12 protein-coding genes and 3 tRNA genes are annotated in these 15,119 nt (G+C 74.6%); 5 read left to right on the plus strand and 10 right to left on the minus strand.

What is annotated here, in order from left to right; genetic code table 11:
- Positions 1-14: 14 nt before the first annotated feature.
- Positions 15-974 carry a hypothetical protein gene (locus NBH00_RS07385; protein ID WP_254572702.1) on the plus strand — a complete coding sequence of 320 codons (960 nt, stop codon included), beginning with the start codon at positions 15-17 and terminating at the stop codon, positions 972-974.
- Position 975: 1 nt separating this feature from the next.
- Here NBH00_RS07385 and NBH00_RS07390 read toward each other — a convergent pair whose 3' ends face one another.
- From NBH00_RS07390 to NBH00_RS07410, 4 genes are all read right to left on the minus strand, one after another.
- Positions 976-2,955, minus strand: coding sequence for an acetoacetate--CoA ligase (locus NBH00_RS07390; RefSeq protein WP_302182712.1), 1,980 nt, complete (start codon positions 2,953-2,955; stop codon positions 976-978).
- A gap of 53 nt (positions 2,956-3,008) precedes the next feature.
- Positions 3,009-3,644, minus strand: a complete 636-nt coding sequence (locus NBH00_RS25210) for an RDD family protein (RefSeq protein WP_302182713.1) — start codon at positions 3,642-3,644, stop codon at positions 3,009-3,011.
- Positions 3,645-3,652: 8 nt separating this feature from the next.
- Entirely contained in the window at positions 3,653-4,396 is a 744-nt protein-coding gene (locus NBH00_RS25215; RefSeq protein WP_302182714.1) for a DUF4389 domain-containing protein, read from the minus strand.
- A 225-nt stretch (positions 4,397-4,621) separates the two neighbouring features.
- On the minus strand, positions 4,622-5,845 hold the full coding sequence (locus NBH00_RS07410) for a hypothetical protein (protein ID WP_254572703.1): 1,224 nt from the start codon (positions 5,843-5,845) through the stop codon (positions 4,622-4,624).
- Between the two features lie 107 nt (positions 5,846-5,952).
- On the opposite strand from NBH00_RS07410, the gene NBH00_RS07415 reads away from it, so the two are divergent.
- Complete coding sequence (locus NBH00_RS07415; protein WP_254572704.1) at positions 5,953-7,344, plus strand: amidase; 1,392 nt, start codon at positions 5,953-5,955, stop codon at positions 7,342-7,344.
- Positions 7,341-8,156 (plus strand): inositol monophosphatase family protein, encoded by an 816-nt coding sequence (locus NBH00_RS07420; protein ID WP_254572705.1) that lies wholly within the window; start codon positions 7,341-7,343, stop codon positions 8,154-8,156. Before NBH00_RS07415 ends, NBH00_RS07420 begins: the two co-directional genes overlap by 4 nt.
- 7 nt (positions 8,157-8,163) lie before the next feature.
- Here the strand turns inward: NBH00_RS07420 and NBH00_RS07425 are convergent.
- Together NBH00_RS07425 and NBH00_RS07430 are read right to left on the minus strand one after the other, a co-directional pair.
- A tRNA-Leu gene (locus NBH00_RS07425) sits at positions 8,164-8,246 on the minus strand.
- A gap of 28 nt (positions 8,247-8,274) precedes the next feature.
- A complete protein-coding gene (locus NBH00_RS07430) occupies positions 8,275-8,754 on the minus strand; it encodes a hypothetical protein (protein WP_254572706.1) in 480 nt (159 codons plus the stop codon).
- A 61-nt stretch (positions 8,755-8,815) separates the two neighbouring features.
- On the opposite strand from NBH00_RS07430, the gene NBH00_RS07435 reads away from it, so the two are divergent.
- Positions 8,816-8,897: transfer RNA gene (locus tag NBH00_RS07435), tRNA-Leu, on the plus strand.
- A gap of 85 nt (positions 8,898-8,982) precedes the next feature.
- Complete coding sequence (locus NBH00_RS07440) at positions 8,983-9,753, plus strand: L,D-transpeptidase (RefSeq protein ID WP_254572707.1); 771 nt, start codon at positions 8,983-8,985, stop codon at positions 9,751-9,753.
- 68 nt (positions 9,754-9,821) lie between these two features.
- Here NBH00_RS07440 and NBH00_RS07445 read toward each other — a convergent pair whose 3' ends face one another.
- The 4 genes from NBH00_RS07445 to chrA form a co-directional block, all read right to left on the minus strand.
- Positions 9,822-11,996: a hypothetical protein gene (locus NBH00_RS07445; RefSeq protein WP_254572708.1), complete on the minus strand. Its 2,175-nt coding sequence runs from the start codon at positions 11,994-11,996 to the stop codon at positions 9,822-9,824.
- Between the two features lie 497 nt (positions 11,997-12,493).
- A tRNA-Trp gene (locus tag NBH00_RS07450) sits at positions 12,494-12,565 on the minus strand.
- A 91-nt stretch (positions 12,566-12,656) separates the two neighbouring features.
- Positions 12,657-13,700, minus strand: a complete 1,044-nt coding sequence (locus NBH00_RS07455; RefSeq protein WP_254572709.1) for a peptidyl-prolyl cis-trans isomerase — start codon at positions 13,698-13,700, stop codon at positions 12,657-12,659.
- A gap of 104 nt (positions 13,701-13,804) precedes the next feature.
- Positions 13,805-15,022, minus strand: a complete 1,218-nt coding sequence (chrA, locus tag NBH00_RS07460) for a chromate efflux transporter (protein WP_254572710.1) — start codon at positions 15,020-15,022, stop codon at positions 13,805-13,807.
- Positions 15,023-15,119: the final 97 nt, after the last annotated feature.

Raw genomic sequence — 15,119 nt, forward strand, 5'->3', positions numbered from 1 at the left:
TAGCGTCGCGCAGGATGCTGGAGCTCCTGAGGCCGAAGCCGTTCCGCGGGGACCAGGTCGCGGCCGGGACCGTCGTGCTGACCGTGCTCGTGCTGCTGCTCGAGCTGCGCTTCCGCGGGGACTGGGGCGACGGCGTCCACCTCCTGTACGCGGCCGCCGCCGCGGCGCTCGTGCTCGGCATGGCCGCGGCCGCGCCGGCGGAGGAGGGCGGGCCGCCCGCGTGGCACTCGACGCTCTACGTGACGGGCTTCCTGCTCGCCGGGGCGGCGCTCGTGAACCTCGCGCAGGTGCTCGGCAGCCACGGCGGCGCGGGCACCGTCGTGTGGGTCGGGGCCGCGCTGACCGCGCTCGGCGCGTGGATGTCCCGCGACCGCGACTCGGCGAGCGGGACGCTGCTCGGCGCGATCGCCGGGGTCGTCACCTCGCTCGCCCTGCTGCGGTTCGTCTTCTCGCCGGACGGCGTGACGCCGTTCCGCTACCTCCTGCTCGCCGACGCGGTCGCGCTCGGGCTCATGGCCCTCTGGCAGCGCATCCGCGGCCCGGCGCACGGCGTGCAGCTGCTCAACGCGGCGGGGCTCGTGCTCCTCGCGATCGCGGCGACGTTCGCCGTCGACCTCGTCTTCGGGCTCTTCACCTCGCGGCTGCTGGGCGGCGAGGGGGGCGGGACCTTCCACCCCGCGACGGGCTGGACGCTCGTCGTCCTCGCGGGCGGCATCGGCATCCTCTCGGCCGGCGCCGCGGACGACGAGCGCGGGAACGTCGTCGTCGGCAGCGCGCTGCTGCTCGCGTTCGTGCTGCTGGCGAGCCGCGGGGACCTGCGCTGGTGGCCGCTCCTGCTCGCCGGCGCGACGGCCGCGCTGCTCACCGTCGGGCTGCGGCCGAGCACCCCGGTGCCCGACGAGCCGCCGCCGGGGGCGGGACGGCCGCCGGGCGGCGGCCCGGCACCGCTGCCGCCGGTGCGCCCGGTCGACTGAGTCAGGCGCGCAGGCGCTGCGCGTAGTCGACGACCCAGTCGAGCGACGCCGGGTCCGCGAGCGAGTCGCGTGAGGCCGCCTGGTCCGCCGGCTGCCCCATGAGGATCCGCTTGACCGGGACCTCGAGGACCTTGCCGCTGAGCGTCCGCGGGATCTGCGCGACCACCTCGACGACGTCCGGCACGTGGCGCGGCGAGCAGTCCTCGCGCACGCGCCGGGCGATCCGCCGCACGAGGTCCTCGTCGAGCTCGGCGCCCTCGCGGAGGACGACGAACAGCGGCATGAAGCCCTCCGTGCCCTCCTTCGGCACGTCGACGATGAGCGCGTCGAGGATCTCGTCGATCCCGAGCACGGCGGCGTAGATCTCCGCGGTGCCCATGCGGATGCCGCCGCGGTTGATCGTCGAGTCGCTGCGGCCGTGGATGACCGCCGTGCCGCGCTCGGAGAACTCGATCCAGTCGCCGTGGCGCCACACGCCGGGGTACATCGCGAAGTAGCTGTCGTGGTAGCGGCTGCCGTCCGCGTCGCCCCAGAAGAAGACCGGCATCGAGGGCATCGGCTGGGTGATGACGAGCTCGCCGACGACGCCGGGGCCGACCTCGCGGCCCTCCTCGTCCCAGGCCTGCACGTCGCAGCCGAGCGAGCGGGCCTGCAGCTCCCCGAGGTACACCGGCTCGGTGGGGACGCCGCCGACGAACGCCGTGCAGACGTCCGTCCCGCCGGAGGTCGAGAAGAGCCACGTGTCCGCCCCGACGTGCTCGTACACCCAGCGGAAGCCCTCCGGCGAGAGCGGCGAGCCGGTCGCGCCGACCGCGGTGAGCCGCGAGAGGTCGCGCCCCTCCCCGGGCTCGACGCCGGCCTTCAGGCACGAGGCGATGAAGGCGGCGCCGGTGCCGAACGTCGTGACGCCGGCCTCGGCGGCGAGGTCCCACAGCCGGTCGAGGCTCGGCGTCCCGGGGTTGCCGTCGTAGAGGACGACCGACGCCGGCGTGAGGAGGACGCCGACGAGGAAGTTCCACATCATCCAGCCCGTCGTCGTGAACCACAGGACGCGGTCGCCCTCGTGGGCGTCGAGGTGGAGGTGGAGCTTCTTCAGCTGCTCGAGGAGGATGCCGCCCTGCGACTGGACGATCGGCTTCGGGAGGCCCGTCGTGCCGGAGCTGTAGAGGACCCACAGCGGGTGGTCGAAGGGGACGGGCGTGAAGCTCAGCGGCTCACCGGCGCGGACGAAGTCGTCCCACAGCAGCGCGTCGCGCAGCCCGGACAGGTCGGGCGCCGCGGCGAGGTAGGGGAGGACGACGGTCGTGCGGACCGTCGGCAGCGCCTCCTGCAGGCCGGCGAGGACGCCAGTGCGGTCGAAGTCCTTGCCCCCGTACCGGTAGCCGTCGACGGCGAGCAGGACCGTCGGCTCGATCTGGGCGAAGCGGTCGACGACCGTCCGCGCCCCGAAGTCCGGGGAGCACGAGGACCACGTGGCGCCGAGCGACGCGCAGGCGAGGAACGCCGCGATCGCCTCCGGGATGTTCGGGAGGTAGGCGACGACGCGGTCGCCCTCACCGATCCCGGCCGCGCGCAGGCCCGCGGCGATCGCGGCGGTCTGCGCGCGCAGCTCGCCCCACGTCCAGGGAGCGAGCTCGCGCAGCTCGGAGGCGTGCTGCAGCGCGAGGGCGTCCTCGTCGCGGCCGCGGAAGACGTGCTCGGCGTAGTTCAGCGTCGAGCCGGTGAACCACTGCGCCCCGGGCATCGAGCGGCCGCCGAGGACCTGCTCGTACGGCGTGTGGCCGATGACGTCGAAGTACTCCCAGATCGACGCCCAGAAGGCCTCGAGCTCGTCGATCGACCAGCGCCATAACGCGTCGTAGCCCTCGGTGACGACGCCCTTCTCGTGGGCGAGCCAGGCCGCGTAGGCCGTGAGGTTCGCGCCGGCGATGCGCTCGGCGGAGGGCTTCCAGAGGACGGGCGGGGCGGCGGTCTCGGTCATCGGCCGTGACTTTCGCACGTCGGCCGTGCCGTGGGGCGCGGGGGGCGCTCCGTCTAGTCGTGACGCGGACCGAACGGCCCGCGCGGGGGCTCCCCGTCGTCGTCCGGTGCGGACGGTGGTGACGGCGGCGAGGGCGTCGGCGCCGACGGCGGCATGAACGCCCCGAGGTCCGGCGGCTCACCCGCCGGTGCCGGTGCCGGTGGGGGCGGGGGCGGGGGCGTGAACGCGCCGAGGCCCGGGCCGCTCCGGGCGGGCTGCGCGTCGGCGAGGACGACGAACGTCTTGCCGACCTTGTCGTGGATCGCCTGCTTGCGCGCGTCGCTCAGCGGGACGAGCACGTCCACGAAGGTGTAGAAGGGGATGATCCCGAGGACGAGCTTGCCGACGCCGTCGCGCATCATCCCGCGGGAGAACGTCATCGGGCCGCCCTCGGCGTGGACGACGCGGATGCCCATCGCGCGCTTGCCGACGGTCTGGCCGTTCGCGTCGCCCTCCCGCGCCATGAGCCACGGCGAGTACAAGATCGTGGCGACGAAGACGAAGCCGTAGATCGCGATGGTCGAGCCGTCCCCGCTCGCCCCGGCGAGCGCGGCGACGATGCCGACGGCGATCCCGACCGCGACGAGGATCAGCGCGTCGATGATCGAGGCACCGGCCCGGGCCCACCAACCGCCGCGCGGGAGATCCATGGGCGCCGTCAGCCGCCGAAGGGGTTCGGGCCGGGCGGCGGCGGGGGTGGCGGCGGCGGCGGGCTCGGCGCCGTGAACCCGCCCGGAGGCGGCGGAGGCGGGGGCACGGACCCGGCCTGATGCCTGCCGAGATCGCCCGGGGGCGAGAAGCCCGGCGAGCTGAACGTCGGCGGCGGCGGGCTCGCGTCCTGCGTCAGCGGTGGCCACTCCTCGGTGACGAGGCACCCGTACGCACTCGCCCGCGCGGTGTAGGAGAGGCAGAAGCGCTGCACGTCGAGGAGTCCTTCGGGCGTGCGGCCGAGGATCACGGCGATGACCCAGATGAGGAACGCGAGGAGGTACTGCACGAGCCCCAGCACGTACATGACGATGTAGACCGGGATGAAGAGAATGGCCCGGAACAGCACCTTCAGCCGGCTGAACGCCGCCGGCGGCGGGGCGATGACGAGGCGCACCGGGTACTCCGGGTGCTCGCCGAGGTCGAACGGCGGATACGCGTCGACGAGGAGGTAGAGGTATGCGTTCACCCGGGCCGTGTAGCGCATCGCGCCGCAGGCGAAGCCGTAGAGGGCCGTGGGGTAGCGCCCGGTGATGAGCAGCGCGAACCACGCGATGACGACCGTGACGACGAGCCCGATGGCGTAGACGCACAGGACGATGTACAGCGGGATGGCCAGGAACACCCGGAAGAACACGGTGAGCCGGCTGCGCTCCACGGCGGGACTGGCGTCGTAGACGATGCTGCTTGGCACGATGGGGCCTCTCGGGAGGACGGGGGCCAGCCAGTTGTAGAGCAGGGCGCGGACGGGCACAACCGCCCGGCGGTGGTCAGCCCGTGACGGTGAGGGTGGCCCGCATGCCCGCCGCCTCGTGCACGACGGGAGCGGTGAGGCTGCCGGAGAAGCGGTAGCTGCCCGGGCTGAGCCCCGCCCGCCCGGGGGCGGACCCAGGGCGCAGCCGGCCCCTCCCGGCGTGGGTCAGTCGTCCAGGCCGCGCGCCGACAGCTCCGCGTCGAGAACGCGGACGAGGCCGAGACACAGCTCGAGGGTGCCGTCGAGCGCGTCCGGGTCGATCGTGTCCGCCGTGTCGACGTCGCGGCCGCCGCCGGGCGCGATCCCGGCGGGGCCGACGCAACCGACCGCGATCGCGGGCCAGCCGGCCGCGCGGGCCGCGCGGCCGCCGGTCGCCCGTCGCGAGGCGTGCGGCCGGGCGCGCAGGTGCGCCTCGTCCGCCGCCGCGCGGGCGGCCGCGGCGACGAGCTGCGGGTGGTAGCGCAGCGCGAGGACCCGGCCCTCGCGGGTCCACCACACCGGCGTGCCGCGGCCGCACGCGGCGACGTGGAGCACCGCGACGTCCTCGGCCTTCGTGCCGGCCCGGCGGGCGTCGGCGACCCAGCGCCGCATGCCGAGGGCGCCGCACTCCCCGGCGCCGGCGAGGACGAGGTCGACGGCGAGCGCGCGCGGCGGCCGGCGGTCGAGCTCGGCGACGAGGGCCAGCGCGACGGCCGCGGCGGACGCGTTGGCGCCGGCCCCGGGGCGGCCCGCGCGCACCGTCGCCGCGTCGGCGAGCAGCGCGATGAGGACGAGCAGCGGGACGCAGGCGGCGAGCTGCGCGACGCCGAGCACGGTGCTGTCGCCGCCGGCCAGGCGGGCCCCGGCGCCCGCCGCGGTCGCCACGAGCGCGAGGAGGAGCAGCCCGTAGCGCCCGGGGAGGCGGCCGCCGAGCCGCCGGCGCAGGCGCCCGACCGCCCGGGAGACGAGGCCGTCGCCGTCGAGCAGGCCGCCGCGCGGCGTGTCGAGCGCCGCGGTGACGACGAGGCGGACCGCCGCCTCGGGCCGGCCGCCGGTCGCGACGACGTTCTGGGTCGCGTGCGCGACGGTCAGCCACCGCAGCAGCGGCAGCCGGCCGGAGAGGTCACCCGCGAGCAGGAGGACGGCGGCGGCCGCGAGGCCCAGGCCGGTCGCGGGGTGGTCGACGGAGACCACGGTGGCGGCGACGCCCGCGAGCGCGAGGGCGATGGCGACGAGCTCGCCGGACGGGCGCACCCAGAACGTCTGCGTGCGGACGCCGGTCCGCCCGAAGGCGCGCAGCTCGCGGGCGGCCTGCCGGGCGGCGAGCCGCTCGCCGTCCGAGCACGAGCCGCGGTCGGGGATCGCGGCCAGGCGCTCGAGGATCGCTTGGGGGTCCGGGGTCGCGGCCAAGGCCACGGCACGGTACCCGGCGGGCGCGACGCCGTGCGGCAGCGCCCCGGCGAGCCCGGCGCGACGGGGGCGCGGCCCGCCGCGCGCCCGCCGCTAGGGTGCGCGGCATGGACCCGACCGAGATCGCCTTCGCGGGCGCCGCAGAGCAGGGCCGGATGCTCGCGGCGGGTGCGATCACCGCGCCGCAGCTCCTCGACCTCCACCTGGAGCGCATCGCGCGCCTGGACCACCAGCTCGGCGCCTTCCGCGTCGTCTTGGACGGCGAGGCCCGGGCCGAGGCCGCCGCCGCCCAGGCCCGCCTCGACGCCGGCGAGCGGGCGCCGCTGCTCGGCGTGCCGGTCGCGATCAAGGACGACGCCGACGTCGCCGGCCAGACGACGGCCTGGGGCACGAGCGCGCACGGCCCCGCGAAGACCGCGGACGCCGAGGTCGTCCGCCGCCTGCGCGCCGCCGGTGCCGTCGTCGTTGGCAAGACGAACGTGCCGGAGATGACGATCTGGCCGTTCACCGAGAGCCTGACCTTCGGCGCCACGCGCAACCCCTGGGACCTCTCGCGCACCCCCGGCGGCAGCAGCGGCGGGACCGCGGCGGCCGTCGCCGCCGGCCTCGTCCCGCTCGGCCTCGGGTCCGACGGCGGCGGGTCGATCCGCATCCCGGCGACGTGGTGCGGGCTCTTCGGCCTGAAGCCGCAGCGCGACCGCGTCCCGCTCGCCCCGCACGACGGCGCCTGGCAGGGCCTGAGCGTCAACGGCCCGCTCGCCCGGACGGTCGAGGACGCGGCGCTGTTCCTCGACGCGACGGCGGACGACCTCCCGGAGGGCGGCTTCGCCGCGGCGGTCCGCCAGGCGCCCGGCCGCCTGCGCATCGCGATGAGCGCGAAGCTCCCGCCCGGCGTCCTCGGCCGCGTGGGCCGCGCGCAGCGCGCCGCCTTCGGCGAGGCGGCGGCGCTGCTGCGCGAGCTCGGGCACGACGTCGTCCAGCGCGATCCCGACTACCCGCTCGACGGGGCCGCCGCGCAGTTCATGCCGCGGTACCTGCGCGGCATCCGCGACGACGTCGCGACGATGCCCCACCCCGAGCTCCTCGAAGCGCGGACGCGCGCGATGGCGAGGCTCGGGGGGCTCGTCAGCGACCGTCGCATCGGCGCCGTCCGCGCCGCCGAGGCCGCCTTCACCGCGCGCGTGACCTCGATCTTCGACGACGTCGACGTGCTGCTCACGCCGGGCGCCGCGACCGGACCGCCGCGGGTCGGCGCCTACCAGCGCCGCGGGGCCGTCGGCACGTTCAACCGCATCGCGGGCCGGGTCCCGTTCCAGCCGATCTGGAACGCGACCGGGCAGCCGGCGGCGGTCGTCCCCTGGGGGCTCGACGGCGACGGCCTGCCGCTCTCGGTGCAGCTCGTCGGGCGGCCTCACGGGGAGGCCACGCTGCTCGGCCTCGGCGCCCAGGTCGAGGCCGCCCGCCCGTGGGCCGCGCGCCGGCCGGAGTACGGGCGATGAGCGCGCCGCTGACCGTGAGCGGGCCTCCGGAGGACGCGGCCGCGCTGCTCGCGACCGCCGAGCGCGCCGCCCGCGCCGCGGGAGCCCTGCTGCTCGAGCGCTTCACCGCCGGTGCGGAGGCGATCGGCACGGTCTCGTCGAAGTCGACCTCCACCGACCTCGTCTCCGAGGCCGACCTCGCCGCCGAGGCGGCGATCCGCGCGGTCCTCGCCGAGGAGCGTTCCGCGGATGCCGTCATGGGGGAGGAGGGCGACGACACCCCCGGCACGTCCGGCCGCCGCTGGATCGTCGACCCGCTCGACGGGACGATCAACTACCTCTACGGGCTCGACGCCTGGTGCGTGAGCGTCGCCTGCGAGGGCCTCGCCGGGGTCGTGTTCGCACCGCTGTCGGGCGAGCTCTTCGCGAGCCCGGCGGCCCCCGGGGCGCCCCCGACGTGCAACGGCGTGCCGCTCGTCCCGAGCGCGCCCGCCACACTCGCCGAGTCGCTCGTCGGGACGGGCTTCGGCTACGCGCGAGAGATCCGGGCCGCCCAGGCGCCGATCGTCGCCGCGCTGCTCCCCGAGGTCCGTGACGTGCGCCGCGCCGGCAGCGCCGCGCTCGACCTCGCCTGGGTCGCCGCCGGCCGGCTCGACGGCTACTACGAGTTCGGCGTCAAGCCGTGGGACATCGCCGCGGGCGTCCTGCTCTGCGCGGCGAGCGGGCGGGAGCTCCACGCCCTCGCCGGCGGCGGCGCGCTCCCGTCCGGCGTCCTCGCCGCGGCGCCGCAGATCGGGGCCGACCTGCTCGCGCGCGTGGAGCCCGCCGGCTGACCTGCAGTACCCGGAGTGGGATTCGAACCCACACACCCGTAAGGGCAGCGGCTTTTGAGGCCGCCGTGTCTACCGTTCCACCATCCGGGCGTGCCGCGCGGGGCGGTGTGCTGCGTCTTCAGGTTGGCATGGCCCGCGTGGAACCGTCGGACAGCCGCTCGACCTCGATGTTCCACGCCTGCTGGAAGCCGCGCATCGCGAAGGCGATGAGGGCGATCTGGACCGGCACGATGATGAGCGTCAGCGTGCCGAGGAGGCCGGCGCCGAGCGCGGGGTCGGTGTAGCCCGGGGCGTTGCGGTCGTACCAGCCGGAGACCGACACGGCGGCGAAGATCGCGAGGATCATCGCGAGGGCGGCGGAGACCGGCAGGACGCCGCGGTTCCACTGGGCGACGTAGAACGCCATCACGAGGTAGATCGCGACGAAGAAGAGCGAGACGGGCTGGGCGCCCGCCGTCGCGTCCCACCCGCCGACGGTCACGATGAGGACGAGCGCCGAGGACGCGATGAGAAGCAGAATGACCACGGCCTTCGTGGACTTGCTGCTCGCCTTCTCGCGATTCGGGTGCTCGATGATGACGTCTCTGTCCGCAGCCATGGCAGAGCGACGATACATTCAGCGCAGGCGTCGTGCAGCAGTTTCGTGCGCGGCGGCCCGAGCGGGCGTGGCGAAATTGGTAGACGCGCGAGGTTTAGGTCCTCGTGGTGCAAGCCGTGGGGGTTCGAGTCCCTCCGCCCGCATGGAGTTGAGTGGATGTGGACGGAGGACGACGGAACACCCCGGGGACCGGCGTGATCTCCGACACGATGATGCGATGATCCGGGGGTGCCCCGGGTTGGCCTCCTCGCCCTCGCCGCAGCGTCGAGCGTGCTCGCGGTCGCCGCGGCGCCGGCGCCGGCGGCGACGCTGCGCGCACCCGGGGCCGCGCTTCGCGCGCCGGGGGACACGAGCCCGCTCCGCGGCGACGAGCTGCTCTCGAACGAGAAGACCGTCACCCGCTGGGTCAACCCGGTCTCCCGCGCGCGGATCCGCGTGGCCCCGTTCACCCACGCGCCCGCGTTCGCCCACCTGCATCTCCTCACCGAGGACGGGCGGCCCGAGATCTACCTCGCGCTCGAGAGCCACGTCGACGGCCGCAACCGGGCCTGGATCCACCTCCGCGTCCCGGGGCGGCCGAACGGCCGCACCGGCTGGGTCCTGGCGCAGTCGCTGAGCGAGCTGCACCTCGTCCGCACGAAGCTCAGGATCAACCGGCGCACGCTCAAGGCGACGCTCTTCAAGGACGGAAACCTCGTCTGGCAGGCCGACATCGGCGTCGGCAAGGCGAGCACGCCGACGCCGCCCGGGCTCTTCTGGGTGCGTGAGCGGCTGCGCAACCTGGGCGGTGGCGGCCTCTACGGCCCGTGGGCCTTCGGGACGGCCGACTACTCCGTCCTCAGCGACTGGCCGGGCGGCGGGGTCATCGGCATCCACGGGACGAACGAACCGCAGCTCATCCCGGGACGGCCCTCACACGGGTGCATCCGCATGCGCAACGTGAACATCTCCCAGCTGGCGAGGATCATGCCGCTGGGGACCCCGGTCGAGATCCTCTAGCGACCGGACGGGGCCGGCGGCGCGAGTGGCGCCGCCGGCCCCGGGTCAAGCCCGCTGCCCCCTGCGGGTCAGCCGGTGAACTTGCTCACCGCCGCCTTCGCGCAGCGGCTGAAGGTGAAGCTCATCGTCTTCGCCTTCGTCCTGGCCGCCGCCACGTAGGTGACCTTCGCCGTGAGCTTGTGCACCGCGAAGCTCAGCGACGACGCCTTGATCGTGTAGGAGTACCGGCCCCGGACGCGCTTCGTCCTCGTCGCCACCGGGCGGTTGTCCACGTAGAACTGGACCTTGGCGATCTGCCGGCCGGTCACCGCGGCGACGAAGTTGTTCCTCACGCAGCGCTTCGGGCCGCCGTACAGGGCGGCTCGGCCGGAGAGCACCTGTGAGACCTTCGTGTCCTTGACCGCGACGGCCGGGGGCGTCACCGGCGGGGTGCTCGTCGCCGTGACCGGGCCGGCGACGGGGGTGGTGTTGCCGAAGTCCTGCCCGGTGATCGTTGCGTCGGAGGTGCCGACCACGATGGTGTGCGCGCACAGCCCCGCGGGCGCCGTGCACACCTGCCCCGCCGGCAGCACCTCACGCAGCAGGTACGATCCGGGCCGCGTGGTCGAGGAACTCACCGAGATGGTGTAGCTCCCGTCGGGTCCGGTCACCGCCGAGGGCTCGCCGGCGCCGAACGTCCCATCGCCGTCGACGTCGAGGTAGATCGTGACCCCAGCCAGTCCTGGCTCGTTCGCGTCACGCACACCGTTGCCGTTGAGGTCGTTGAACTTCTGGCCGGTGATGGTCGTCGTGGCCGTGGCCGGGGCCGGGGCCGGGGCCGGGGCCGGAGCGGTCGGCGGGGGCGGCGGGGTACCACCGCCGCCGGAACCGCCGCCGACGACGGGGCACGCCAGCGCGGTGATCGATGTCGCCGCGTTCGCGGTCGCCAGCGCGGCGCCGCCGGCATCGACGACCTTGGCGACGTCCGCCAGCGTCCCGGTCGTGGCGACCTGGCCGGGCGCCACCGAGACCGTCTTCTGAAACACCACCGAGCCACCAGCGGTCACGCCCGGCAGCGTCCAGGTGATCGGCCCGGTGACCTTGCCCGTTGCTCCCGGCGTGTAAGCGGGCGCGAACGTGCCGCCGGCGAGGCTCACGGAGTCGATGGCGAAGGTCAGGCTGGCGCCCGTCATCTGCTCCGTGTCGCTGATCGTCACCGGGTCGTTCGCGTTGCCGCCCGCTGCGACGACGTCCGCGCCGGCCGAGGCCGTTGTGGTGCCGAGGATCGGCACGCCGGGGCCGACCACCGGGTCGGTGTACGTCGCGGTGGCCACGTCGTTGTAGTGCGTCACCCCGGGGGTCGCCGGGAACGTCTGCGTGTCGGTGACCGTTCGGGTCGAGTTCGGCCCGACGACGACGGCCCCTGAGTCGTAGGTGACTCCGACCGGCGTCACCTGGCTCGTGCCCTCGTAGATCTTGTCCTGGACGGTCGCCGTGATCTCACGACTCGCCGGGTTGTCGAGCGTGATGTTCGACACCGTCGTCACCTGGGCCCCGTCGACCGTGGTCTTCGTCCAGTTGACGGTGATCGTGACGCCCTGAGCGTGCGACGCGGGATTCGTGGCGCACGTGTCGAACTGCAGGTGGGCGGGAGCCGAGTCCTTGGTGACGTTCCATGAGGCGGTGCTGCCCGTCGTGGCCGTCATGGTCTTCGAGAGGCCCTGCGGAAGGATCTCCTTCACCGGGATCGAGACCTCTTTGGACCCGATGCCCGAGGTGGTGAGGTTCTGGTTCAGCAGGTTTGAGTGCAACGACGACCCCGGGTACTCATGAGAGCCCAGCGCGAGTCGCTGGTAGTAGTCGAAGACGCACGTCGACCCTGCGGGCTGCGTGATCGTCAGCACCCTGTAGATCGACTTGTCGGCCCCGCCCTGTCCGGGCATCTCGATGCTCTGGGGTCCGGCCGTCACGGCGCAGCCGGGAGAGGAGAGCGCGGCGTTGACCGTCGGCACCGAGATGACGTCGTAGCCGAGGTGCCCCGACGTGAAATTGTCCGCCGCGATCGTGACGGCATACGTCTGGGCGGTGCCGGCGCTCGCCGTCAGGCGATGGGGGACGAGGTCGAGTTCGTTCCAGCGCTTGCCGAGGTTCCCGGTGGTGTAGTCGGCGTCGTCGCAGATGTACTGCCCCGCGTAGGCCGGCGTCGTGGTGTTCGGCAGCGTCTCGCCCGCGGGCAGACGGCATCCCTCGAGGGTGAACTGCACCTGATTCGGGTCCGGTGTCGGCAGCGCGATCGCTTCTGCGACGGATGCCCCGGTCGCGATACAGGCCAGCGTGGTCGCCGCGATGGTGATGAGGCGGCAGCGCCGCGATCCCCAGCCGTGCCCTGGCATTCCCGGATGAGACATGGTGAGCCTTTCCTTGCAGAGTCCGAGCCGCCCCCTGTGGCTCGATCCTCTGGTGCGCCAGCCCGGCGCGTATAGCACGGAATGCTACCCGAACGCGGTCTGTTCAAGTCGCAAATAAGTCTCTATGAACCGCGACACAGCCGATTTGTGTGTCATATGCCGCACGAATTCTGACAATCGGGGGCTCGACCGACTTCGCGGCCTGGCTGCATACGCCCGTCCCGTGAGAGGTGCGGTCCTCGGGGGACGGGAACCAGCTTGGTGTCCCGCACGCCGGATGTGCCCGCCCGGGCTGGCCAGGGGTCCCGCGGGGCGCAGCGGCCCGCCGCCGGGCGGTGGGCGCTCTCAGGAGGCGGGGGAACCGGGATTCGAACCCGGATTCACGGTTTTGGAGACCGCGCGCATAGCCATTAACTCATTCCCCCGGGGGCGAGCGAGCGAGGATATCGGTCCGGCTGCGGGGGAGGTCGGCCGCCGCCCGCGGCGCGGCCCGGCGGACGGTCTGCGCCGGCCCGCTCAGGCCTTCGGCCCGCAGTACTGCGGGCTGACGATGCCCGTCGCGCAGTGCGTCTGCGGCTTCCAGCGCTTGCTGAGGCCGGCGAGGAAGTTCGTCGTGGCGGTCGACGCGGCGACGGCGCTGAGGTTCGCCTTGATCGCCGGGGTCGCCTGCTGGAGCGTCTGCTTCGGCGCGGGGACGGACTTGTCGACCTTGAAGACCAGGTAGCCCCCGCCGCCGACGGGGACCGGGCCCTGCCAGGAGCCGACCGGGGCCGAGAACACGGGTCGCTCGACGGCCGCGTCGGTCGTGCCCGGCTTCAGCCCGGTGATCTTGCCGCCGGTCTGCGCGAGCGCCTGGCTCGTCTCGTACTTCTGGCTCACGGTCGCGAAGGCCGTGCCGCCCTGGACCGCGGCGAGCGCGGCGGCCGCGTTCGCCTTCGAGCTCGCGATGATCGCCTCGACGTCGCGGGTGGACGGCGTGGCCCAGCGTCCGGGCTCGGTCGTGTACGCCCGCTGGATCGCGGCGGCGGTCGGGGCGGGGAGCGCCTTGACGACCTTCTGCTGCAGGCGCTGGGCGAGCAGCGCGACGCGCTGCTGGAACTGCACGTCGGCGTAGCCGGTCCCGAGCTGCTGCAGCACCTGCGCCTGGCTGACCTTGGCCTGCGTCGCCGCGGACTTGAGGTAGGTGTCGGCCGCCTTCTTCGCCTCGGCGTCGGTGACCTTCACGCCCTGGCGCTCGGCCTCCTTCGTGATCCACTCGGACCCGGCGAGCAGCTCGAAGGCCGCCTGCCTGGCCTGGGCGGTCGTCGGCTTCGTCGTCGCGCCGGTCGAGCTCTTGACGTACACCGCCTGCCAGTGCGCGAGGTCGGTCTTCTGGATCGGCGCGCCGCCGACCGTCGCCACGGCCGAGGCCGGAATCCCCTTCTTCGTGCTGCTGTCGCCGCCGGTGACGGCGAGGACGACGATCAGCGCGGCGATCGCCACCGCGATCGCGGCGGCCACCGGCGGCCTCTGGCGTAGCCACCAGTAGACGCGATCGGCCCCGTCAAGCAAAGCGTTCATCGCCATCAACGGTAGACGGACCGTCGGAGAAATGCGGAAGACCCGGGTCTGCGAGCGCCTGCGCGCCAGGAACCGGGCAGGCCGGGAGGCGGCGGGGCGCGCGATCAGACGGGGAGCGGGCCGCCGGCGAGCCCGACGGCGGCGCCCGTCACGCCCGCGAGGACGAGCGTCGACACGACCCCGCGGCGCAGCGCGAAGAGCGCCACGGCCGCCGCGGCGAGGACGGCGGCCTGCCACCACTCGGCGAGGGCGAGCGCGAGCGGGACCGCCGAGCCGAGGATGGCCCCGATCGCCGCCGGCCCCGCCCCCGCGAGGAAGCGGCGCACGCGCGGGTCGGCCCGGAGGCGGTCGAAGCGGGCGCCGCCGATGAGGATGAACGCGAACGACGGCGCGAACGCGACGGCCGCGGCCAGCAGCGCGCCTGCGACCCCGCGGGCCGCGTACCCGACGACCGCGACCGTGTGGACGACGGGCCCCGGCGTGACCTGGCCGAGCGCGACGCCGCTCGTGAACTGGGCGCCGGTGAGCCAGTGGTGGTGGCCGACGGCGTCGGCCTGCATGAGCGGGATGATGACGAAGCCTCCGCCGTAGGAGAGGGCGCCGACCTTGAACGCAACCCAGGCGAGAGCGGCGAGGCCGCCGCCCGCGGTCGCGGCCGCGAACACGGCGGGCAGGACGGGCCACGCGTGCAGGCGCGGGCCGGCGGAGCCGCCCCCGGGCCGGACCCCCGGCGCGCCGGCGAGCGCGAGCTCCGCGGCGCCGCACCCGAGCAGCACGACGACGGTCCACGGCCCGGCGAGGGCCGCCGCCGCCCCGCCGGCGAGGAGGTAGAGCACCCAGCGCGCCCGGGCCGCCCCGGCGTCCCGCACCCGCGCCCAGCCCGGCGTGAGCAGCGTGCCGCCGGCCTGCACCGCGACGGCCGCGACGGCCGCGCCCGCGCCGGCCCCCGCGCCGCGCACCCACGCGGGCGGTGCGGCGGAGAGGAAGAGCGCGGCGAGCGCGATGATGAGGACGAGCCCGGGGACGATGAAGGCGAGCCCGCCCACGATGGCGCCCGGCACGCCGGCCGTCCGCCACCCGCAGAAGATCGCCATCTGCGTCGAGCCCGGACCGGGGAGGAGGTTCGTCGTCGCGATCGCGTCCTCGAAGTCCTCGGCGGTGAGCCAGCGGCGGCGGTCGACGCACAGCGCTCGGAACAGGACGATGTGGGCGGGCGGCCCACCGAACCCGAGGCAGCCGATGCGACCCCATTCGCGGAGGACCGTCGTCAGGTCCGGCGGGCTCGCGTCCGGTGCGGTGTCGCCTGCGGTCTGCCGAGCCACGCGGCCACCCTACGGACTCCCGCTCCGCGCGCGGTGAACGGGGTGCGCGGACCGCTCCGCCGCGTCGCCGGCGGCCCGGCGTCGGCGCGCCGACCGT

The organism is Paraconexibacter antarcticus (genome assembly GCF_024220175.1).
Classification (GTDB): domain Bacteria; phylum Actinomycetota; class Thermoleophilia; order Solirubrobacterales; family Solirubrobacteraceae; genus Paraconexibacter; species Paraconexibacter antarcticus.

Excerpts from the sequence above, each read along its gene's own strand:
- NBH00_RS07415 (WP_254572704.1), top strand. The coding sequence starts at position 5,953 with ATGGACCCGACCGAGATCGCCTTCGCGGGCGCCGCAGAGCAGGGCCGG.
- NBH00_RS07430 (WP_254572706.1), bottom strand. The coding sequence starts at position 8,754 with ATGGCTGCGGACAGAGACGTCATCATCGAGCACCCGAATCGCGAGAAG.
- NBH00_RS25210 (WP_302182713.1), bottom strand. The coding sequence starts at position 3,644 with ATGGATCTCCCGCGCGGCGGTTGGTGGGCCCGGGCCGGTGCCTCGATC.
- NBH00_RS07455 (WP_254572709.1), bottom strand. The coding sequence starts at position 13,700 with ATGAACGCTTTGCTTGACGGGGCCGATCGCGTCTACTGGTGGCTACGC.
- NBH00_RS07390 (WP_302182712.1), bottom strand. The coding sequence starts at position 2,955 with ATGACCGAGACCGCCGCCCCGCCCGTCCTCTGGAAGCCCTCCGCCGAG.
- NBH00_RS07420 (WP_254572705.1), top strand. The coding sequence starts at position 7,341 with ATGAGCGCGCCGCTGACCGTGAGCGGGCCTCCGGAGGACGCGGCCGCG.
- NBH00_RS07385 (WP_254572702.1), top strand. The coding sequence starts at position 15 with ATGCTGGAGCTCCTGAGGCCGAAGCCGTTCCGCGGGGACCAGGTCGCG.